The 18,709-nt window shown below is 54.8% G+C and carries 20 protein-coding genes and 1 pseudogene; 10 read left to right on the top strand and 11 right to left on the bottom strand.

Annotated elements, in window-relative coordinates:
- Positions 1 to 74: 74 nt before the first annotated feature.
- Positions 75 to 182, top strand: coding sequence for a small membrane protein YniD (gene yniD / locus GXP72_RS09305; protein WP_008500658.1), 108 nt, complete (start codon positions 75 to 77; stop codon positions 180 to 182).
- A gap of 80 nt (positions 183 to 262) precedes the next feature.
- Here yniD and GXP72_RS09300 read toward each other — a convergent pair whose 3' ends face one another.
- Entirely contained in the window at positions 263 to 1,021 is a 759-nt protein-coding gene (locus GXP72_RS09300) for a YdiY family protein (protein WP_024909432.1), read from the bottom strand.
- 295 nt (positions 1,022 to 1,316) lie between these two features.
- On the opposite strand from GXP72_RS09300, the gene pfkB reads away from it, so the two are divergent.
- From pfkB to GXP72_RS09285, 3 genes are all read left to right on the top strand, one after another.
- The gene (pfkB, locus tag GXP72_RS09295; RefSeq protein WP_048991582.1) at positions 1,317 to 2,249 is read left to right on the top strand and encodes a 6-phosphofructokinase II; all 933 of its coding nucleotides are present in this window, start codon (positions 1,317 to 1,319) and stop codon (positions 2,247 to 2,249) included.
- A 105-nt stretch (positions 2,250 to 2,354) separates the two neighbouring features.
- Complete coding sequence (ghoS, locus tag GXP72_RS09290; protein WP_047648044.1) at positions 2,355 to 2,645, top strand: type V toxin-antitoxin system endoribonuclease antitoxin GhoS; 291 nt, start codon at positions 2,355 to 2,357, stop codon at positions 2,643 to 2,645.
- Positions 2,646 to 2,750: 105 nt separating this feature from the next.
- Complete coding sequence (locus GXP72_RS09285) at positions 2,751 to 3,611, top strand: fructosamine kinase family protein (RefSeq protein ID WP_024909435.1); 861 nt, start codon at positions 2,751 to 2,753, stop codon at positions 3,609 to 3,611.
- Between the two features lie 36 nt (positions 3,612 to 3,647).
- Here GXP72_RS09285 and GXP72_RS09280 read toward each other — a convergent pair whose 3' ends face one another.
- Positions 3,648 to 4,184, bottom strand: a complete 537-nt coding sequence (locus tag GXP72_RS09280) for a YniB family protein (RefSeq protein WP_023311291.1) — start codon at positions 4,182 to 4,184, stop codon at positions 3,648 to 3,650.
- A 148-nt stretch (positions 4,185 to 4,332) separates the two neighbouring features.
- Between GXP72_RS09280 and hxpB the strand changes: the two genes are divergently transcribed.
- The 3 genes from hxpB (at position 4,333) to GXP72_RS09265 (ending at position 7,215) form a co-directional block, all read left to right on the top strand.
- Complete coding sequence (gene hxpB, locus GXP72_RS09275) at positions 4,333 to 5,004, top strand: hexitol phosphatase HxpB (protein ID WP_208763789.1); 672 nt, start codon at positions 4,333 to 4,335, stop codon at positions 5,002 to 5,004.
- A 101-nt stretch (positions 5,005 to 5,105) separates the two neighbouring features.
- A complete protein-coding gene (locus GXP72_RS09270) occupies positions 5,106 to 5,696 on the top strand; it encodes a metal-dependent hydrolase (protein ID WP_014883483.1) in 591 nt (196 codons plus the stop codon).
- A 127-nt stretch (positions 5,697 to 5,823) separates the two neighbouring features.
- Positions 5,824 to 7,215: an L-cystine transporter gene (locus tag GXP72_RS09265; RefSeq protein WP_024909437.1), complete on the top strand. Its 1,392-nt coding sequence runs from the start codon at positions 5,824 to 5,826 to the stop codon at positions 7,213 to 7,215.
- Positions 7,216 to 7,263: 48 nt separating this feature from the next.
- Here the strand turns inward: GXP72_RS09265 and cedA are convergent, their stop codons facing one another.
- Positions 7,264 to 7,503, bottom strand: coding sequence for a cell division activator CedA (gene cedA / locus GXP72_RS09260; RefSeq protein WP_024909438.1), 240 nt, complete (start codon positions 7,501 to 7,503; stop codon positions 7,264 to 7,266).
- 204 nt (positions 7,504 to 7,707) lie between these two features.
- On the opposite strand from cedA, the gene katE reads away from it, so the two are divergent.
- Positions 7,708 to 9,957, top strand: coding sequence for a catalase HPII (gene katE / locus GXP72_RS09255; protein WP_090417308.1), 2,250 nt, complete (start codon positions 7,708 to 7,710; stop codon positions 9,955 to 9,957).
- Positions 9,958 to 10,045: 88 nt separating this feature from the next.
- On the opposite strand, the gene chbG is transcribed toward katE, so the two are convergent.
- The 7 genes and pseudogenes from chbG to osmE form a co-directional block, all read right to left on the bottom strand.
- Positions 10,046 to 10,795: a chitin disaccharide deacetylase gene (chbG, locus tag GXP72_RS09250; RefSeq protein WP_090417310.1), complete on the bottom strand. Its 750-nt coding sequence runs from the start codon at positions 10,793 to 10,795 to the stop codon at positions 10,046 to 10,048.
- A gap of 11 nt (positions 10,796 to 10,806) precedes the next feature.
- Positions 10,807 to 12,162, bottom strand: a complete 1,356-nt coding sequence (locus tag GXP72_RS09245) for a 6-phospho-beta-glucosidase (protein WP_024909441.1) — start codon at positions 12,160 to 12,162, stop codon at positions 10,807 to 10,809.
- Positions 12,163 to 12,271: 109 nt separating this feature from the next.
- Positions 12,272 to 13,108: pseudogene (gene chbR, locus GXP72_RS09240) on the bottom strand (transcriptional regulator ChbR); the annotation flags it as partial.
- An 11-nt stretch (positions 13,109 to 13,119) separates the two neighbouring features.
- Complete coding sequence (chbA, locus tag GXP72_RS09235; RefSeq protein ID WP_024909443.1) at positions 13,120 to 13,467, bottom strand: PTS N,N'-diacetylchitobiose transporter subunit IIA; 348 nt, start codon at positions 13,465 to 13,467, stop codon at positions 13,120 to 13,122.
- Between the two features lie 47 nt (positions 13,468 to 13,514).
- Positions 13,515 to 14,873, bottom strand: coding sequence for a PTS N,N'-diacetylchitobiose transporter subunit IIC (gene chbC, locus GXP72_RS09230; RefSeq protein WP_028017210.1), 1,359 nt, complete (start codon positions 14,871 to 14,873; stop codon positions 13,515 to 13,517).
- 79 nt (positions 14,874 to 14,952) lie between these two features.
- On the bottom strand, positions 14,953 to 15,270 hold the full coding sequence (chbB, locus tag GXP72_RS09225) for a PTS N,N'-diacetylchitobiose transporter subunit IIB (protein ID WP_008500676.1): 318 nt from the start codon (positions 15,268 to 15,270) through the stop codon (positions 14,953 to 14,955).
- Positions 15,271 to 15,551: 281 nt separating this feature from the next.
- On the bottom strand, positions 15,552 to 15,896 hold the full coding sequence (gene osmE, locus GXP72_RS09220; protein WP_010430142.1) for an osmotically-inducible lipoprotein OsmE: 345 nt from the start codon (positions 15,894 to 15,896) through the stop codon (positions 15,552 to 15,554).
- 232 nt (positions 15,897 to 16,128) lie between these two features.
- Between osmE and nadE the strand changes: the two genes are divergently transcribed.
- Together nadE and cho are read left to right on the top strand one after the other, a co-directional pair.
- The gene (gene nadE / locus GXP72_RS09215) at positions 16,129 to 16,956 is read left to right on the top strand and encodes an ammonia-dependent NAD(+) synthetase (RefSeq protein ID WP_023335358.1); all 828 of its coding nucleotides are present in this window, start codon (positions 16,129 to 16,131) and stop codon (positions 16,954 to 16,956) included.
- Between the two features lie 181 nt (positions 16,957 to 17,137).
- Entirely contained in the window at positions 17,138 to 18,016 is an 879-nt protein-coding gene (gene cho / locus GXP72_RS09210; protein WP_208763788.1) for an excinuclease Cho, read from the top strand.
- On the opposite strand, the gene ves is transcribed toward cho, so the two are convergent.
- Positions 17,994 to 18,551: an environmental stress-induced protein Ves gene (ves, locus tag GXP72_RS09205; RefSeq protein WP_021241069.1), complete on the bottom strand. Its 558-nt coding sequence runs from the start codon at positions 18,549 to 18,551 to the stop codon at positions 17,994 to 17,996. The two genes, cho and ves, sit on opposite strands and share 23 nt — an antisense overlap.
- Between the last annotated feature and the right edge of the window lie 158 nt (positions 18,552 to 18,709).

Below are 18,709 nucleotides of genomic sequence, written 5' to 3'. Positions count from 1 at the left end.
CAATCGATCCCGAGAAGGGGCATATTTCGGCCCTGTTTGATAGACTGTGGGTATCAACGAACAAGGATTAGGTTATGCCAACAAAACGATTTGCCGTAAAACACTGGAAAATGGTGCTGGTGCTGATTGCCATCTGCGGCGCAATGCTGCTACTCCGTTGGGCGGCAATGATTTGGGGCTAGGTGCGAAGACAGGTCATCAGAAGGGACGTCAAATAGCCACTGACAATAAACGGGCCGACATCAACATCGGCCCGCTTTTATTACATTCTGTAACCCAGTGAAACCGTGGTTCTGCGGTCGGTATGATCCGGCGCGGTTTCTGGTGGTGAAGAGTTCCAGGTCACGTTGTAGGCCACTTTCAGACCAAAGTGTTCGTTGATAGCCACGTTCAGCGCCGTCTCAGAGTTCAGCGTCGTGTCGTCGGCACCAAATACGGAAACACCCTGCGTAAATTTGGTGTTGTCAGTCATCTGCCAGGCATAGGTACCGGAAGCGTAACCGAGCGGTTGGGTTTTGGTATCGCCATTGGTGTACTCGTCATAACGCACACCCGGACCGAATTCAAAACGGAGGCTGTGTACCGGACCGTTCAGGAACTGGCGACCATAACCGGCGGTGAACACATCACGCTGGCGATAACCGTTGTAACGGTCGGTTAACCAGCTTGCCTGTCCAAACAGGTAGTCATAGTCGGTCATGTTGTAACGGCTACGTCCGCCTACCGCATATTTCTCGGAAGAACGTTCGTCATTAGCGGAAGTGTTGCTGGCATTACCCCACAGAGACCAGGCGGTGGTGTTGCCGTACCAGGTGAGCGTACTGTCCGCCGTCAGAGAAGAGCTTTTCGTGTTACCGGATTGTGCCAGGTACCCGGCGTTGAGGTTACCTTCAAACGGTTTTTTCGCGGTGGAAGGATCGTCCATGACAGTAAAAACGGTATCATCAGCGGTTGCGTTCATAGCCGCAAACACGCCACCCGCCAGCATCAGTGCAGCGGGCACTGTCTTTAAAAGCTTCATTTTATTAAGGAGTCCGTACAACAAAAAAAGAGACCACACGGTCCCGGAATCTTTCTTGAGGATCAATGACAAGGCGTCCAGAGAAAGGTAACAAATTATAAAAAGCCGCAAATAACATAGCAATGTTTTCTTATTTCATTTTTTGAATAAGAACGATCTCAAAAAGCGTTTTATTTTATATATCCCCCGCCTCACTTTTTGTCAGTATTCATATTTAAAATCATACTGTTATTTACATTGCCTTCCTGTCAAATGGTGCCAGGCTAATAAGAACCCATACTAAAAGGAGGTAATGATGGTTTCTATCTATACCCTGACGCTCTCCCCTTCCCTGGATTCCGCCACCCTGACGCCGCAGATTTACCCGGAAGGTAAATTGCGCTGTAGCGCCCCGGTATTTGAGCCCGGCGGCGGCGGGATCAACGTGGCGCGCGCTATTACCCACCTCGGCGGCAAAGCCACGGCAATTTTCCCCGCAGGCGGTGCCACCGGTGAACACCTGGTCTCTCTGCTGGCAGATGAACAGGTAGCCGTAGAGACCGTCGAGGCCAAAGACTGGACGCGGCAAAACCTGCATGTCCACGTGGAGTCCAGCGGCGAGCAGTACCGTTTTGTCATGCCGGGTGCGAAACTCAGCGATGACGAGTTTCGTCAGCTTGAAGAGAAAGTGCTGACGATAGAAAGCGGCGCGCTGCTGGTGGTAAGCGGCAGCCTGCCGCCCGGCGTCAGCACGGAAAAATTAACGGCGCTGATTCAGGCGGTACAGAAACGCGGCATCCGCTGCATTGTCGACAGCAGCGGCGAGGCCCTGCAGGCGGCCCTGGTGCCGGGCAATCTTGAGCTGGTCAAACCCAACCAGAAAGAGTTAAGCGCGCTGGTCAACCGCGAACTGACGCAGCCTGATGATGTTCGCACCGCCGCGCAGGAGCTGGTACGCAGCGGCAAAGCGCGACGCGTAGTCGTTTCCCTTGGTCCTCAGGGGGCGCTGGCCGTCGATGAAACGTCGTCCTTTCAGGTTGTCCCACCGCCGATGAAGAGCCAGAGCACGGTTGGTGCGGGCGATAGCATGGTGGGCGCGATGACGCTAAAACTGGCGCAGGGCGCGTCTCTGCTGGAAATGACGCGCTACGGCGTGGCGGCGGGTAGCGCCGCAACTATCAATCAGGGCACGCGTCTCTGCTCACTTGCCGATACGCAAAAAATCGTCGATTACCTATCCCGAAATTAACGCCTTTCCCCTTCGTCTTTACGGAGGGGAATGTCCGCTCTGAGTCGCCAAACGCAAACTATCGACTATGCTAAGAAAACTTCCATGATAACAATGAGGTGAATTATGAGCAGTGGTGACATCACACGTTACGTCGTGACCATCAACCTTCATGAAGCATCGCTGACCGAGCTGAATGAGCTCAACAACGCCTTCACCCGGGCTAATTTTCTCCTCACGCTCACGGATGACGAGGGCAATATTCATGATTTAGGCACCCTGGCATTTGGTCTCATCGGCGCCCTGAGCCAGGAAGAGGTTCATGCGCTGGCCGCCAGTCTGGTAGAGAGCGTGACCGACAAGCCTGCCGAAATTGACGTGGATACCTGGGAAAGCTGGCGGAAAAAAGAACAATAAGTGCGCTGCATGAATTTAAACCGCTCAGGTGTGCGTTAGTTCGTATTTTTTTACCGCAATTATGCGCTAACTTTATGATCTGGCAGACAACATGGGAGAGACAACATGTGGCAGGCTATCAGTCATCTTTTACGTGAGCAGCTGGGTGAAGGTGAAATTGAACTGCGTAACGAACTGCCAGGCGGTGAGATCCACGCCGCGTGGCATTTACGCTACGCAGGACGCGATCTTTTCGTTAAGTGCGATGAGCGAGAACTGCTTCCGATATTTACCGCCGAAGCCGACCAACTGGAGCTGCTGTCGCGCAGTAAAACGGTGACGGTCCCACAGGTGCTGGCCGTCGGTAGCGACCGCGATTACAGTTTTCTGGTCATGGAATATCTCCCCGCCCGACCGCTGGATGCCCATAATGCGTTTATCCTCGGCCAACAGTTAGCGCGCCTGCATCAATGGAGCGACCAGCCGCAGTTTGGTCTCGATTTTGACAACGATCTCTCTACCACGCCACAGCCCAATGCCTGGCAGCGTCGCTGGTCGACATTTTTTGCCGAGCAGCGCATTGGCTGGCAGCTTGAGCTGGCCGCCGAGAAAGGGCTGGAATTTGGCAATATTGATGCCATCGTCGAGCACGTTCAACAGCGTCTGGCCTCCCACCAGCCCCAGGCGTCTCTGCTTCACGGCGATTTGTGGTCTGATAACTGCGCGCTGGGTCCCAACGGCCCCTACATCTTCGACCCGGCCTGCTACTGGGGTGACAGAGAGTGCGATCTTGCCATGCTGCCGCTTCATCCGGAGCAGCCGCCGCAAATATACGACGGATACCAGTCTGTTTCCCCCCTGCCGCCCGGTTTCCTCGACCGCCAGCCGGTGTATCAGCTTTATACGCTGATGAACCGCGCCATTCTTTTTGGCGGAGAACATCTGGTTAACGCCCAGCGGGCACTCGAGCGTATGCTTGCCGCCTGAAAAGCGCACGGGTGGCCTTGCCGCCACCCTTATCGCTTACAGAAAACCGAGCAGTGAGAAGAAGAAGTATCCCGCCACAATGATGATTACGGGAAGGATATAGAGCGGGAAAATTTGCAGGAAAATGGTGTGACGCGGCACAACAATGCGGGATTCAATCTGCTCCCGACTCATGCCTTCCGGGCCTTTGGCCTGCTCCAGAATCAACTGATCCTCAACGCCTTCGCGTAAAAAGCGCGTCTGACGGCTCATTCTCGCGCCAGAGGCCTGCAGTGCCAGCGCGACAAAGATCAGGGCGTATATCACCCAGAAGCCGATATTCAGCTGTTGATGAAAATCCGGGGTGGGTGAGTTAAACCAGAAGACATTCAAAAATGGCGTATTAAAACGCATCATCTCAATCATGACATGAGCGAAATCAAGCATTACCGCATTGATACCCGGCTGTTTTTCGCTGTGATCGTACATAAATTTGAGTACAGAAATCAGCGTAGAAATGACGGCAGGAATAAAAATCACCCAGCCAGCAATACGTTTTAAGACCGCAATGCGTCCAGCTTGTTGATACGTCATCAGTTCCTCTTCATAAAGACGCGTTATTTGTGCCTAAGTCTACCTGCTGGTCATCAATTTCGCCCGCTCTTTAAAAGCAATATGCTAAATTGCAGATTGTGCTTAGCACGTATCGTCTGTCGAACACCCTGGATAAGGAGACGTTGTGATGTCGACACCGCGCCAAATTCTTGCCGCAATTTTTGACATGGATGGATTACTGATCGATTCCGAACCGCTGTGGGATCGCGCCGAACTGGATGTGATGGCCAGTCTGGGCGTCGATATCAGCCGCCCTAATGAACTACCCGATACGCTGGGCCTGCGCATCGATATGGTGGTTGACCTGTGGTTTGCCCAACAGCCGTGGGTGGGTCCCGATCGCAATGAGGTGACCGCACGCATTATCAGCCGCGCCATTTCTCTGGTGGAAGAGAGCCGGCCGCTGCTGCCCGGCGTACGTGAGGCTGTCGCGTTGTGTAAAGCCCAGGGGCTGAAGGTTGGCCTGGCTTCCGCTTCACCGCTGCATATGCTGGAAAAAGTGCTCACGATGTTTGAACTGCGCGACAGTTTTGACGCGCTGGCGTCCGCTGAAAAATTGCCTTACAGCAAGCCGCACCCGCAGGTCTATCTGGACTGTGCCGCTAAGCTCGGCCTGGATCCCCTCAACTGCGTTGCGCTGGAAGATTCCGTTAACGGTATGGTGGCGTCGAAGGCTGCGCGGATGCGCTCCATTGTGGTGCCCGCTGAAGAAGGCCGTCACGACCCCCGGTTTGCGCTTGCCGACGTGAAGCTTAATTCACTGGAAGAACTGACGGCGCATCATCTGCAGGGCGGTTAACGCCCTCCTTCGGTTTGTGACAAACAGTTACACCGTCACCTCTTCCGCCTACTGTATAAAAACCCTATACTGTATGAATTGACAGTTTCGTGGGTTTTATCATGACGGCGGAAGGCCACCTGCTTTTTTCTATTGCGTGCGCAGTATTTGCCAAAAACGCTGAACTTACCCCCGTGCTGGCACAGGGGGACTGGTGGCATATTGTCCCTTCCGCCGTATTGACCTGTCTGCTGCCCGACATCGACCACCCTAAATCCTTCCTCGGACAGCGTCTGAAATGGGTGTCGAAACCCATCGCACGCGCGTTTGGTCACCGGGGGTTTACGCACAGCCTGCTGGCCGTGTTTGGCCTGCTGACGCTGTTCTATTTAAAAGTGCCTGAAAGCTGGATAGTCCCCGCCGATGCCATCCAGGGGATGGTGCTGGGCTATTTAAGCCATATTCTGGCCGATATGCTGACGCCTGCGGGCGTGCCGCTGCTATGGCCCTGCCGCTGGCGTTTCCGTTTTCCCATCCTCGCACCGCAGAAAGGTAACCAGCTTGAGCGGGTATTATGCATGGCGCTGTTTGCTTACGCCGTCTGGATGCCGCAAACCTTGCCCGAAAACAGTGCAGTTCGCTGGTCATCCCAGATGATTAATTCGCTGCAATTTCAGTTTAATCGCTTTATTCATCACCAGATTGAACAGTAAACCGACAAAATTATCCCATTTGTCATAACCCATTCCATTTGGATATAAGCGCTACATCACACTTCTGCTAACCTTCCGCCAACAGGATCGGTAAAAACCGACCCAATAATAAATCAGGAGAACGGGGATGAATTTTCCACTCATCGCGAACGTCGTTGTGTTCGTTATATTGCTATTGCTTCTCGCGCAGGCGCGCCACAAACAGTGGAGCCTGGCGAAAAAGGTGCTGGTTGGTCTGGCCATGGGTGTCGTATTTGGTCTGGCATTACAGGCAATTTATGGCTCCGATAATCCAGTTCTGAAAGATTCCATTCAGTGGTTCAACATTGTCGGTAACGGCTATGTCCAGCTGCTGCAGATGATCGTTATGCCGCTGGTGTTCGCCTCTATTCTGAGCGCCGTGGCCCGCCTGCATAACGCCACTCAGCTAGGAAAAATCAGTTTCCTGACCATTGGTACGCTGCTGTTCACCACGCTGATTGCCGCGCTGGTGGGTGTGCTGGTCACCAACCTGTTTGGCCTGACCGCAGAAGGTCTGGTTCAGGGTACCGCTGAAACGGCACGTCTTACCGCGATTCAGACCAACTATGTGGGTAAAGTAGCTGACCTGACCGTGCCGCAGATGGTGCTCTCCTTCATTCCGAAGAACCCGTTTGCTGACCTGACCGGTGCGAGCCCAACCTCGATCATCAGCGTGGTTATTTTCGCCGCGTTCCTGGGCGTCGCGGCGCTGAAGCTGCTGAAAGACGACGCGCCAAAAGGCGAACGCGTGCTGACCGCGATTGACACCCTGCAAAGCTGGGTGATGAAGCTGGTTCGTCTGGTTATGCAGCTCACCCCTTACGGCGTGCTGGCGCTGATGACCAAAGTGGTTGCCGGCTCTAACCTGCAGGACATCATTAAGCTGGGCAGCTTCGTTGTCGCCTCTTATCTGGGCCTGGGCATTATGTTCGTGGTGCACGGCATCCTGCTGGGCGTGAACGGCGTCAGCCCGCTGAAATACTTCCGTAAAGTCTGGCCGGTACTGACCTTTGCCTTCACCAGCCGTTCCAGCGCCGCGTCTATTCCGCTGAACGTTGAAGCGCAAACCCGTCGTCTGGGCGTGCCTGAATCCATCGCCAGCTTCTCTGCCTCCTTTGGTGCCACCATTGGTCAGAACGGCTGTGCGGGTCTGTACCCGGCGATGCTGGCCGTAATGGTCGCGCCGACAGTGGGTATCAACCCGCTGGATCCGGTATGGATCGCCACGCTGGTCGGGATTGTTACCGTAAGCTCCGCAGGCGTTGCGGGCGTTGGCGGTGGCGCAACCTTCGCCGCACTGATTGTGCTGCCTGCGCTGGGTCTGCCCGTAACGCTGGTCGCCCTGCTGATCTCCGTTGAGCCGCTGATCGACATGGGTCGTACCGCGCTGAACGTGAGCGGCTCCATGACCGCCGGTACGCTGACCAGCCAGTGGCTGAAGCAGACCGACAAAGCGATTCTGGAAAGTGAAGACGACGCCGAGCTGGCGCACCGTTAATCACGGTAGAAATAAAAAAACCGCCATCAGGCGGTTTTTTTATGGCTGTTATTCTTCAACCTCTTCATCCTGGCGGATCTGCATCGCCCACCGCTGTGCGGACTCCGGCACCGTAAACGTGGGAGAGCGACGGAAATGTTCGCCGATCAGCACAAAGGCCACGTATTTCCCCCGCAGCAGCCAGACATCACGAAAGCCCTCCACTTTCAGGGCATGGTCAGGCGGCGCGGGCTCAACGCGGGGCACATAGCTAATAACCTGGCGGTTTTGTTGACGAAGAGGTTTCATAAGCGACGGATTCACTAAAGCAAAATTCTTGAAGCAGGAAAATTCTATGATAGCCGATCCTGCTGCCTTCCGTCGCGCTCCGAGTGGGTGAGATGGCTCCTTTCGCTAATCACGGCATGTGAAAACTCTTAGTTCGCGAACCATGTCGCGACATTGTTCTATCCTTAATAGGGTTTTTAGCAATGGATAAAGGAGAAGCGTGCAATGTCGAACAAAGATAAAACACATCAATCACCGATTCATGGCACTGAAGAATCTCAACCGGGTATGGACTCTCTCGCCCCTGCAGACGGCTCTCACCGCCCCTCCCCTGGCCCCTCAGCACCGGGCGAACAGCCTACCGCACCGGGAAGCATGAAATCGCCGGACACGGGAAACGAGAAGCTGAAATCTCTTGAGCCACACCGTAAAGGCGGCGAGGGTTTTGCGCTCACCACCAATCAGGGCGTGCGTATTGCTGACGATCAGAACTCCCTTCGCGCAGGCGTGCGCGGCCCAACCCTGCTGGAAGACTTTATCCTGCGGGAAAAAATCACCCATTTTGACCACGAGCGGATACCAGAACGCATCGTCCACGCGCGCGGTTCCGCTGCGCACGGCTACTTTCAGCCCTACAAGAGCCTGAAAGCGATCACCAAAGCGGATTTCCTCTCCGACCCGGATAAAATTACCCCGGTGTTTGTGCGTTTCTCCACCGTGCAGGGCGGCGCGGGGTCGGCAGATACCGTCCGGGATATCCGCGGCTTTGCCACCAAGTTTTATACCGAAGAGGGTATTTTCGATCTGGTCGGCAATAACACCCCGGTGTTTTTCATTCAGGACGCGCATAAATTTCCTGACTTTGTCCATGCGGTAAAACCGGAGCCCCACTGGGCCATACCGCAGGGACAAAGTGCGCACGACACCTTCTGGGACTATGTTTCCCTGCAGCCTGAAACCTTACACAACGTGATGTGGGCGATGTCAGACCGCGGCATTCCGCGCAGCTATCGCACCATGGAGGGGTTTGGCATCCACACCTTCCGTCTGATCAACGCCGAGGGGAAAGCCACGTTTGTCCGCTTCCACTGGAAGCCTGTCGCGGGTAAAGCCTCGCTGGTGTGGGACGAGGCGCAGAAGCTGACCGGGCGCGATCCGGACTTCCATCGCCGCGAGCTGTGGGAATCCATTGAAGCGGGCGACTTCCCGGAATACGAACTGGGCCTGCAGCTCATACCGGAAGAGGACGAATTTAAGTTCGATTTCGACCTTCTGGACCCGACGAAGCTGATCCCGGAAGAGCTGGTGCCGGTGCAGCTGGTGGGTAAAATGGTGCTCAACCGCAACCCGGATAATTTCTTTGCCGAAAACGAGCAGGCCGCGTTCCACCCGGGGCATATCGTGCCGGGGCTGGACTTCACCAACGATCCGCTCCTGCAGGGACGCCTGTTCTCCTATACCGATACGCAGATTAGCCGACTCGGCGGGCCGAACTTCCACGAAATTCCGATTAACCGCCCAACCTGCCCGTATCACAACTTCCAGCGCGACGGGATGCACCGTCAGGATATTGATACCAACCCGGCAAACTATGAGCCGAACTCCATCAACGATAACTGGCCGCGTGAAACGCCTCCCGGACCGAAACGCGGTGGATTCGAATCGTATCAGGAGCGTATCGATGGCAATAAAATTCGCGAGCGCAGCCCCTCGTTCGGTGAGTATTACGCCCACCCTCGCCTGTTCTGGAACAGCCAGACGCCGATTGAGCAACAGCACATCATAGGTGGCTTCAGCTTTGAGCTGAGTAAAGTGGTGCGTACCTACATCCGCGAGCGGGTGGTCGATCAGCTGGCACATATTGATATTCAGCTTGCCCAGAGCGTCGCGGATAACCTGGGCATTACGCTGACCGACGAGCAGCGCAACCTTGCTCCGCCGAAAGAGGTTAACGGCGTGAAGAAAGATCCGTCGCTGAGCCTGTATGCCGTGCCGGGCGGCTCGATTAAAGGCCGCGTGGTCGCCATTCTGCTGAATGACAAAACACGCGCCAGCGACGTGCTGGGGATTATGCAGGCGCTGAAGACTCAGGGCGTGCATGCCAAACTGCTCTATTCCCGCATGGGTGAAGTGACGGCTGACGATGGCTCTGTGCTGCCGGTCGCGGCGACCTTTGCCGGGGCGCCATCGCTGACCGTCGATGCGGTGATTGTACCGTGCGGGGATATTGCCAGCCTGCTGACCAACGGGGACGCCGTGTATTATCTGCTGGAAGCCTATAAGCACCTGAAACCGATCGCGCTGTCCGGCGACGCGCGACAGTTCAAAGCGCAGCTGAAGGTGGCCGATCAGGGTGAGGACGGGATTGTCGAGGGAGATAACGTTGACGATGCCTTTATGACGAAGCTGTTTGATTTGCTCGCCGCACACCGCGTCTGGTCGCGCAGCAGCAAGATCGATCAGATCCCGGCGTAAAAAAAGCCGGGTGGCGCTTGCGCTTACCCGGCCTACATTCGATTGGTTTTGTAGGCCCGGTAAGGCGAAGCTGCCACCGGGCTTTATCTCAAAGATCCCCAAACGTCCCCAACCGATACCCGCGCTCGGCAATCGCATACTTCAGCGACGCCGACGTCAGCACGTCCAGCTCCGCCAGGCGCGGCCAGCAGTAGGCGCTTTTCAGCACGGTGTTATCGACAAAAGCCGGATGCGCCATCACTTCTACCGACTTTTCCCCCCGCGCGGCGGAATCGTCCAGCACCTTCAGGAACAGCGCGTCGTCGATCTCGTCGCCGTAAAATGCGCTGCTGAACCCCTCAGTGGTTGTCACGTCGCAGTCGGGCACGCCGCGCGCCTCCCTATCCACGCGCATCGCCACGCCTTTGCGCTGGGCAAACCCGGCGACAATCGGGAAAATCGCCGGGATCATATGCACGTGGTGATGGCTGTCGATATGCGTCGGCGCCTGACCAAACACATCAACGAAGCGGTTGAACTGACAGTCCAGCTCGCGGGCAATCTCTTCGAGCGGCAGAGCATCCTGCTCCGCCAGTTCCCAAATCCACTTTCCAAGCTGGCCGTCGCGCGTCAGGCCCGGCATTGGCGAAAGCGGCATCCCGAGCGTCAGCACAAAATGCATGCCGACGCCCAGCGCCGGCACCTCGCGTCTCAGCTGCGCCGCGTGTTCAACCGCCTCACCATTCACCAGTGCCGTGGTAGAGGTCACAATCCCCCGGCGACAGGCTTCAATAATGCCGTAGTTCTGGCCTTTCGAGAGACCAAAGTCATCAGCATTAACGATCAGCAGGTTTTCCATTGTGCGTCCTCTTAGTGGTGTTTGAACTTCAGCTTCTCGATCGTGGCGGCAAAATTCGGCAACCATTTTTCATGTGCCAGGATCATCTCGCTGGCCAGCTGCTCCGCGTCGCGGTCAGAATGCACCAGCGGGCTGAGGTTCAGGGCCAGCAGCACGTCATTGAGCTCACCGCTCAGCGCCGCGTTGCTTGCCGCCACTTCAAAGCCCTTAATGGTGTGGATCAGGCCCATGACCTTGTCATCAAAGTGGGTGATACGAGGATGCGGTTTAGCGCCCTCGCGCCCCAGGATGCAGGTCATCTCGACGGCCCAGTCCGCCGGGATATTGTCGATATGGCCGTGGTGCGGCACGTTGACATAGTGTTCCGCCTGCTTGTCGTTATAGATGGCGTTGATCACTTCACACGCCGCATCGGAGTAGTAGGCCCCGCCGCGCTGCTCCAGTTCTTTCGGTTTGACGTTCAGGTTCGGGTCTTTATACAAATCGAACAGCTGCTTCTCGACCTTCTGAACGATCTGCGCGCGCGCGCCGCCCTTATAGTACTCGCCCATTTCGATAGCCAGCATCTCTTTCTGCTTGAAGTAGTAAAGCAGGTACGAGCACGGCAGCAGGTTCAGCGAGCGGATCAGCCCTTCGCTGAACGGCAGGTCAAAGATGTTTTTCACGGATGCCGCCGTCAGGCGACCGGAAGCCACGCCGTCGAGGAGCTCGGCAAAGCGCGATTTTCCGTTCACGATGACATCTTTAATAAACACCATGTGGTTCAGGCCGAACAGATCGATGGAGAGATCGTCGCTGTCGGTCAGCGCCAGCACGTCGCGGATAAACATCTTCATGCCGATCGGAATGTTACAGACGCCGATAAAACGTTTGAAGCCGGTATGACGATAGACCGCTTCAGTGACCATCCCGGCCGGGTTGGTGAAGTTAATCACCCACGCGTTCGGGCAGATCTCCTGCACGTCTTTGACGATGTCGAAAATGACCGGGATGGTACGCAGACCTTTAAACAGGCCGCCTGCGCCGTTGGTCTCCTGCCCCAGATAGCCATGGCTCAGCGGAATACGCTCGTCCAGCTCGCGCGCCTTCAGCTGGCCAACGCGCAGTTGGGTGGTGACGAAATCCGCATCTTTCAGCGCCAGACGACGGTCCAGGGTTTTATGCACGGTCAAAGGCACGCCCGCTTTTTCCACCATGCGCTTGCACAGGTCGAAAATAATATTCAGCTTCTCCTGACCTTCCTCAACGTCCACCAGCCATAATTCGCTGACCGGTAATTCATGATAACGTTTCAGGAAACCTTCAAGTAATTCCGGGGTATAGCTGCTGCCGCCACCAATGGTTACGACTTTTAATTTCTTCTGCATAATATCTCCCTTAGCGTATCAGGTTAATCGCCTGCAAGGTATAGCGTACTCTTCCCGCTATTTGGGCAAGCCATTAAAGCAATATTTGTGGCGGATAATCCGCCGAAAGTTAATTCATTACCGTTAAATTCTTCCGGTAACTGTTCGGTGTGAATGACGTCAATTTTTTAAAGGTCTTAATAAACAGGCTGGGACTGCTGTATCCTGACTCGTACGCAATATCGGTGACAGAATAGTTGGTAATTTCCAGCTGTTTTTTGGCAAAGTTAATGCGGATTTCATTAATAATTTGCACGGGCGTTTTACGATAATAGCGCTGCGTTGCACGGGTCAGATATTCCTGGGATTTGCCCGACAGCGACACCATATTTTCCAGCGCATTTTCGCTGAACTGGCCTTTATCGTGCATCAGCTCAACGGTGCCACGCAGCCATTGCGGAATATCATCCGTCACCTGCTGCTCTTCACGATGGTGGCGCAGCCGGTTCATCACGTAGAAGGTCACCGTTTCAATAAACTCATCAAATTCATTGTCGCGGAAGTTAAGCGAAGCGATAACCGTCTCAATCCAGGTCATGAACTCGTTTTTGACCCGATAGACCTGGGAGGCAACGAAGCAGAACGGCACCAACGGCAGATAGTGCTTCTCGAAGAAACGTCTGCTGACGCCCACGTTCAGAATGCGGGTGGCACCAAATTCGTAAAAGCTCTGGTGATAAGACCCCATCGGCAGGAAGACAAAATCCCCTCGCTCAAGCAGGACGCGCTTACCGTTGATCTCCTGGTAGTAGCGACCGGTCAGAACAATCGTGAACTCGTAGTAGTCATGCTGGTGCAGACCACTGGCGCTCTCCGTTTTGTTGTAGATAACCACATGAAAATTTTTGCCATTAAACAGCTGCTGTTCAAGTGCGGTTTTAATTTCCATCGTGCTGACCTCCTGCTGCTCAGTCTGACTTACTGCATCTTCTCGTGAAGCTCAATGAGCTCCGCCACCAGCTCACGCGCCAGCATCGAGGTCATCAGGTGATCCTGCGCGTGGACCAGCACCAGGCTGACCTTCATCTTCCCTTCGCCCTGATCGCTTTCAATCAGCTTTGTCTGCACCAGGTGCGCTTCATTCAGCGCCGTGCGGGACTGCTCCATCATGGTTTTCGCGGCGGCGAAATCCCCCTGCTTGGCCTGCTTCAGTGCGGCATAGGCCAGGCTGCGGGCCTGTCCGGAGTTGATGATAAGCCCCATCACCACTTCTTCAAGATCGTTCTCGGCGGCTTCGTCTGCGACAATACTATCCAAATCTAACATGTTTAAGCTCCTTGTGGCTGGCGCGGGCTTCCCCGCGCCGGTCAATCTTAGAATTTCAGTGAGAGGGCAATATCCTCTTCGCTCTCTTCTTCATCAATGATGGTGGCGGCTTTGTTGGCAATCGCCACGAATGGCATGTACAGCAGGGTGGCAATCCCGAGGTTGAATATCGCCAGCAGGAAGGCTGCGACGCTGCCGTTGGTGTTGAAGAAGGCGCCCAGACCTGCTGGCATGGTCCACGGTGCAATGTTGGTAATCGGTGGAATGATGCCCATGTAATACGCCGTCAGAGTGATAGCGGCCAGCAGCGGCTGAATCAGGATGAACGGAATGAACATTACCGGGTTCATGATGATTGGCAGACCGAACAGAATCGGTTCGTTAATCTGGAAGATGCCTGATGGCAGCGCCAGCTTCGCGACCTGACGGTAATCAGCACGACGAGAGACAATAAAGACCGCGATGATCAGACCCAAGGTCGCCCCGGTACCGCCCAGGAAGATATAGGAGTCAAGCATCGGCTTCGCCCACACATGGAAGGTTTTACCGGCTGCCAGCGCCGCGTCAACGGAGCCGTACTGCTGGTAAAGCGCAACGTTTTCCAGTGCCCAGGGGGTCATAATCCCGCTGTCCAGCGCGGCCAGTGCCAGTGAACCATGCACGCCAAAGAACCACAGCAGAGAGGTGAAAATCACATACGCCCAACCGACCACGCCACCCATCGACGCCAGCGGCGTAGAGATAGAGTCCATGATGATCTGGTGGAAGTTTGTGCCCCAGTGGGAGAGCGCCCAGGCGATAATCCCCATGATAGAGAGAATAATGAAGCCCGGAATCAACGCGGAAAATGAACGGGAAACGGAAGCCGGTACGCTATCCGGCAGGCGGATAACCCAGTTGCGACGGATAATAAAGGTGAACATTTCTGCCACCACCAGGCCGATAACAATACCGGAGATAATGTTGGCCCCACCCAGCCAGTTGGCGCCGACGGCATAGGCTTCACCCACGCTGTATGGCGTCACGGTCATGAAAGCGGCGACGGATAATAACCCGGCGGCCAGCGGATCGACTTTACGCTCTTCTGCCAGTGCCATCCCAATAAAGAAAGGCGCCATCAGCGACATAATCCCCAACGTACCGTTATAGACGTTGCCGCCGATGGCTTTAAAACCATTAAGGGTTTCAATAGTGGAAGCGTCTAACCGAATTCCTAATGAATAAAAGAAGGAACCTTCACCAAAGCTCAGAAAAACGTTGTTAATTAAAACGAACATGGCCCCGGCCAGCGTCAGCGGCATTAATTTAATAAAGCCGTTTTTGATGGCATTAACGTGAGGCTGCTTTCCTATTTTAACAGCAAAAGGAAGGAGTACCTTTTCAAGTGAAGCGATGACTTTACTCATAGGAAAATACCCTTAAATGCCGTAACGCATGTTACGGCGTATTGTGTGTGAAATAACTCTTTGACGGGAAAAATAAAAATTAATTAGCAGCTTTTTTAATGGCTGCCACAGCAGCTTTAAGAACACCTAAACCATCAATCTTGCCGTACAGCCCCGAGTCGATCACTTCGACCGGTTTATTCGGTAACAGTCGTTGAATTTCGGGCAACATATAGGCAATTTGCGGCCCCAGTAAAACGACATCGGCTGTCTGGCCTTTTTCGCCCGCCAGCGTCTCTGGAAACGCTTCAATCACCACAGGGACTTCATACTTTTCAGCCTGCGCACGCATCTTTGACACCAGAAGCGAGGTTGACATGCCCGCTGAGCAGAACAGGTAGATATGTTTCTTTTCCATCGTGTTTTCCCTCTTTTATGACTACCTGCCATCGCGCTATCACTCGACTCGCTGTCCCGGCAGACAGGTAGCTTGCGTACTGTTGTTTATCGTTGGAGTGAGTATACGCAATGGTACAGACAGGGGATAATTCTGGATAGACTCAAATTGTCTCTCATTGACCTGGCTTGTTGACTCCCTTCACATTTCGGGCAAATAATTCGCGCAAAGAAATAAGATTTACGTATGCATAAAAAAACCGGCCCCTGGGCCGGTTTGTTAACATCCTCAGGCAAGGAGGGTTACTGCGCCTTAGGTGCCTGCGGATCGGTGTCGTATTCAGCACAGGTCTGATAGCCGGAGTTGATCACATGACCGGTATCATCCAGCGCGACAAAGTAGGTTTCTGCCTTACCATCACGTTGACCCAGGATATAGGTCTGGCAGGTCCCTTTCGCATGAATCATGGTCACTTCAGAAGAAGGTTTACCGGCAATCGCGGCCACCTGCGAACGGGTCATCCCTTTTTTAACGTCTTTTACTACGGGCTGCGTAAACTGATCCTTGGTTCGATCGTAAGCCGTACACCCTGCCAGCATAGTCAGTACCGCCGCTGCGCTAAGAATTCCTGCTACGTTCTTGTTCATATTCCGTCCTCTTGTTTATCAGCGTGTTATATAAGCATGGGATAAAAAGTACTATTGTTCAACTTTGTGAGTTACGCCAGACGAATTTCGGAAAATTCTAATAAAACAACGATAACCTGCTAAATCGGCGCAAATTAGCGCACTCGAAACTGTGATCCTTGTCGTTTCTCGCCCAAAGGGTTAGTTTTAACAGCTAACACATTCTGTTTATGTACTGCATATGGAGGGCGTGATGGCTCTGCAACAAGAGATTATTCAGGCACTGGGCGCGAAGCCCACGGTAGATGCACATGAAGAGATCCGCCGCAGCGTGGATTTTTTAAAATCGTACTTAAAAAAGAACGCTTTCCTGAAATCCCTGGTGCTGGGCATTAGTGGCGGCCAGGACTCTACCCTGACCGGTAAACTCTGCCAGATGGCGATTTCAGAGCTTCGCGAAGAGACGGGCGATGAGACGCTGCAGTTTATCGCGGTGCGTCTTCCTTATGGCGTGCAGGCGGACGAGCAGGATTGCCAGGATGCCATTACCTTCATTCAGCCTGACCGCGTGCTCACTGTGAATATTAAGGGCTCGGTGCTGGCAAGCGAGCAGGCGCTTCGCGAAGCGGGCATTGAGCTGAGCGATTTTGTTCGCGGCAACGAAAAAGCCCGCGAGCGCATGAAAGCGCAGTACAGCATCGCCGGGATGACCAAAGGCGTCGTCGTCGGCACCGACCATGCGGCAGAAGCGATCACCGGTTTCTTCACCAAATACGGCGACGGCGGCACCGACATTAACCCTATCTTCCGTCTGAACAAGCGTCAGGGTAAGCAGCTGCTGGCCGCGCTGGGCTGTCCTGAGCATCTGTATAAGAAAGCGCCGACAGCGGACCTTGAAGACGATCGCCCTTCCCTGCCGGATGAAGCGGCCCTTGGCGTCACCTATGACAACATTGATGATTATCTGGAAGGCAAAAAGCTGGATGAAGGTACCGCGAAAATCATCGAAGGCTGGTATCTGAAAACCGAGCACAAGCGCCACACGCCAATTACGGTGTTTGACGACTTCTGGAAGAAATAAAAGCAAAACGGTAACCCCAGGTTACCGTTTTTAGTGTTTGCGCCCTCTCCCGTGGGAGAGGGTTGGGGTGAGGGCATCAGGCCGCACGTCATGACCGGGTAAGGCGTCGCCGCCACCCGGCTCTTTTTTAACCACCACACTCCTGCTACACTGTATACCTGAACAGTATATGGAGCAGTATGTGAGCAGGCGTCAATCCGCCCCGCGTCTTGAGTTTGAAGCGGCGGCTATCTACGAATATCCCGAGCACCTTCGCCCCTGGCTTGAAGCATTGCCTAAACAGCCGGGCGTGTACATCTTTCACGGCGAAAGCGACACCCTGCCGCTCTACATCGGCAAGAGCGTTAACATTCGCAGTCGGGTGTTATCCCATCTGCGTACGCCGGACGAGGCCGCCATGCTGCGCCAGTCGCGACGCATTACCTGGTTCCAGACGGCCGGAGAAATGGGCGCGCTGTTGCTGGAGGCGCGGTTGATAAAAGAACAACAACCGCTGTTCAACAAGCGCCTGCGCCGCAACCGTCAGCTCTGCTCCCTGCAGATCTGCGAGGGCAAGCCGCAGGTCGTCTACGCGCGCGACGTTGATTTTTCTCATGCCCCGAATCTCTACGGGCTGTTCGCCAATAAACGAGCCGCACTTCAGGCGCTGCAGACGCTCGCGGACGAGCTCCAGCTTTGCTACAGCCTTTTAGGTCTGGAGGCAACCACCCGCGGACGCGCCTGTTTTCGATCCGCGCTGAAGCGCTGCGCCGGTGCCTGCTGCGGGAAAGAAAGCGTTGAGGCGCACCAGGCCCGCCTCCTCAGCGGTCTGGCAGCCATCAGCGTGAACTGCTGGCCCTGGGAAAGCGCCGTTGCGCTCAAAGAGGTGGGCGAGGCAATGACCCAGTATCACATCGTCAACAACTGGCTCTGGCTGGGCGCCGTCGACGACATCAACGACGCGGCAACCCTGCTGCGCACGCCCGCCGGATTTGACCACGATGGCTACAAAATTCTCTGTAAACCGGTCCTGGCCGGTAAGTTTGAGATCATTGAACTCAATGGCCTGGCAGCCATGTGATTTCGCTGAACAATAAGGTACCCTGAGCCTCCAGCAGACGCAGCGTATGGGTACCCTCCTCCCAGCTGGCGCCCTGATCGGCCGTCAGCAATTTATCACCCAGCTGCCACGCCCCGCTTAACACAAACACCACGCCCCCGCGTGTGCCAAAGGTGGTAAAGGTACGGTCAGCCACGCGCACCTTCGCCCGGCAGCAGTCGCGACGGGTCATGATGTTGAAGTCCATCGCCATCCGCCCATCGGACAGCAGCGCTTTCACCGGCAGGTCGCCGGCAAAGCTATAGGGCTGATGGTGCTTCAGGGTATGGAAGAACGCCTGACCGGCATCCAGGGTCACCTCCCCGCCTTCCAGCAAAGTAATCACCCGATCGACGCCGGGAAACGAGGAGAATTCGCCGTTGCTGGCGATAGTCGCGATACTGGCACGCCAGTGAAAATCCCTCGTCGCGGGAGGGAAGCAGCAAATCTCACGCGTTTCGCCAGCACCATTGCGCCAGAGGCTGACCGGCATCTTACGGATATCAAAGAACTCCATCACCACTCCTGAATGGCACAACCCGTGCCAGGGCAAGGATATCGCTATCGTTGCTGTCTTGATTGTTATCGTTGGGTATTCACAGAAACAGTATCGGCAGCAGAGCGGGCAGGCCTTAGCGCAACGTTAATAAAAATGCTAACGCCATGACTCTACGA

It is taken from the genome of Enterobacter sp. SES19 (assembly GCF_011765665.1).
Classification (GTDB): Bacteria; Pseudomonadota; Gammaproteobacteria; order Enterobacterales; family Enterobacteriaceae; genus Enterobacter; species Enterobacter pseudoroggenkampii.
Note: the sequence above shows the minus strand (reverse complement) of the source record. Positions and strands in the feature narration are given on the sequence as shown.

What these genes read in the sequence shown, in the direction of transcription:
- yniD (WP_008500658.1), top strand. Translation starts at nt 75, where the DNA reads ATGCCAACAAAACGATTTGCCGTAAAACACTGGAAAATGGTGCTGGTG.
- GXP72_RS09300 (WP_024909432.1), bottom strand. Translation starts at nt 1,021, where the DNA reads ATGAAGCTTTTAAAGACAGTGCCCGCTGCACTGATGCTGGCGGGTGGC.
- pfkB (WP_048991582.1), top strand. Translation starts at nt 1,317, where the DNA reads ATGGTTTCTATCTATACCCTGACGCTCTCCCCTTCCCTGGATTCCGCC.
- ghoS (WP_047648044.1), top strand. Translation starts at nt 2,355, where the DNA reads ATGAGCAGTGGTGACATCACACGTTACGTCGTGACCATCAACCTTCAT.
- GXP72_RS09285 (WP_024909435.1), top strand. Translation starts at nt 2,751, where the DNA reads ATGTGGCAGGCTATCAGTCATCTTTTACGTGAGCAGCTGGGTGAAGGT.
- GXP72_RS09280 (WP_023311291.1), bottom strand. Translation starts at nt 4,184, where the DNA reads ATGACGTATCAACAAGCTGGACGCATTGCGGTCTTAAAACGTATTGCT.
- hxpB (WP_208763789.1), top strand. Translation starts at nt 4,333, where the DNA reads ATGTCGACACCGCGCCAAATTCTTGCCGCAATTTTTGACATGGATGGA.
- GXP72_RS09270 (WP_014883483.1), top strand. Translation starts at nt 5,106, where the DNA reads ATGACGGCGGAAGGCCACCTGCTTTTTTCTATTGCGTGCGCAGTATTT.
- GXP72_RS09265 (WP_024909437.1), top strand. Translation starts at nt 5,824, where the DNA reads ATGAATTTTCCACTCATCGCGAACGTCGTTGTGTTCGTTATATTGCTA.
- cedA (WP_024909438.1), bottom strand. Translation starts at nt 7,503, where the DNA reads ATGAAACCTCTTCGTCAACAAAACCGCCAGGTTATTAGCTATGTGCCC.
- katE (WP_090417308.1), top strand. Translation starts at nt 7,708, where the DNA reads ATGTCGAACAAAGATAAAACACATCAATCACCGATTCATGGCACTGAA.
- chbG (WP_090417310.1), bottom strand. Translation starts at nt 10,795, where the DNA reads ATGGAAAACCTGCTGATCGTTAATGCTGATGACTTTGGTCTCTCGAAA.
- GXP72_RS09245 (WP_024909441.1), bottom strand. Translation starts at nt 12,162, where the DNA reads ATGCAGAAGAAATTAAAAGTCGTAACCATTGGTGGCGGCAGCAGCTAT.
- chbA (WP_024909443.1), bottom strand. Translation starts at nt 13,467, where the DNA reads ATGTTAGATTTGGATAGTATTGTCGCAGACGAAGCCGCCGAGAACGAT.
- chbC (WP_028017210.1), bottom strand. Translation starts at nt 14,873, where the DNA reads ATGAGTAAAGTCATCGCTTCACTTGAAAAGGTACTCCTTCCTTTTGCT.
- chbB (WP_008500676.1), bottom strand. Translation starts at nt 15,270, where the DNA reads ATGGAAAAGAAACATATCTACCTGTTCTGCTCAGCGGGCATGTCAACC.
- osmE (WP_010430142.1), bottom strand. Translation starts at nt 15,896, where the DNA reads ATGAACAAGAACGTAGCAGGAATTCTTAGCGCAGCGGCGGTACTGACT.
- nadE (WP_023335358.1), top strand. Translation starts at nt 16,129, where the DNA reads ATGGCTCTGCAACAAGAGATTATTCAGGCACTGGGCGCGAAGCCCACG.
- ves (WP_021241069.1), bottom strand. Translation starts at nt 18,551, where the DNA reads ATGGAGTTCTTTGATATCCGTAAGATGCCGGTCAGCCTCTGGCGCAAT.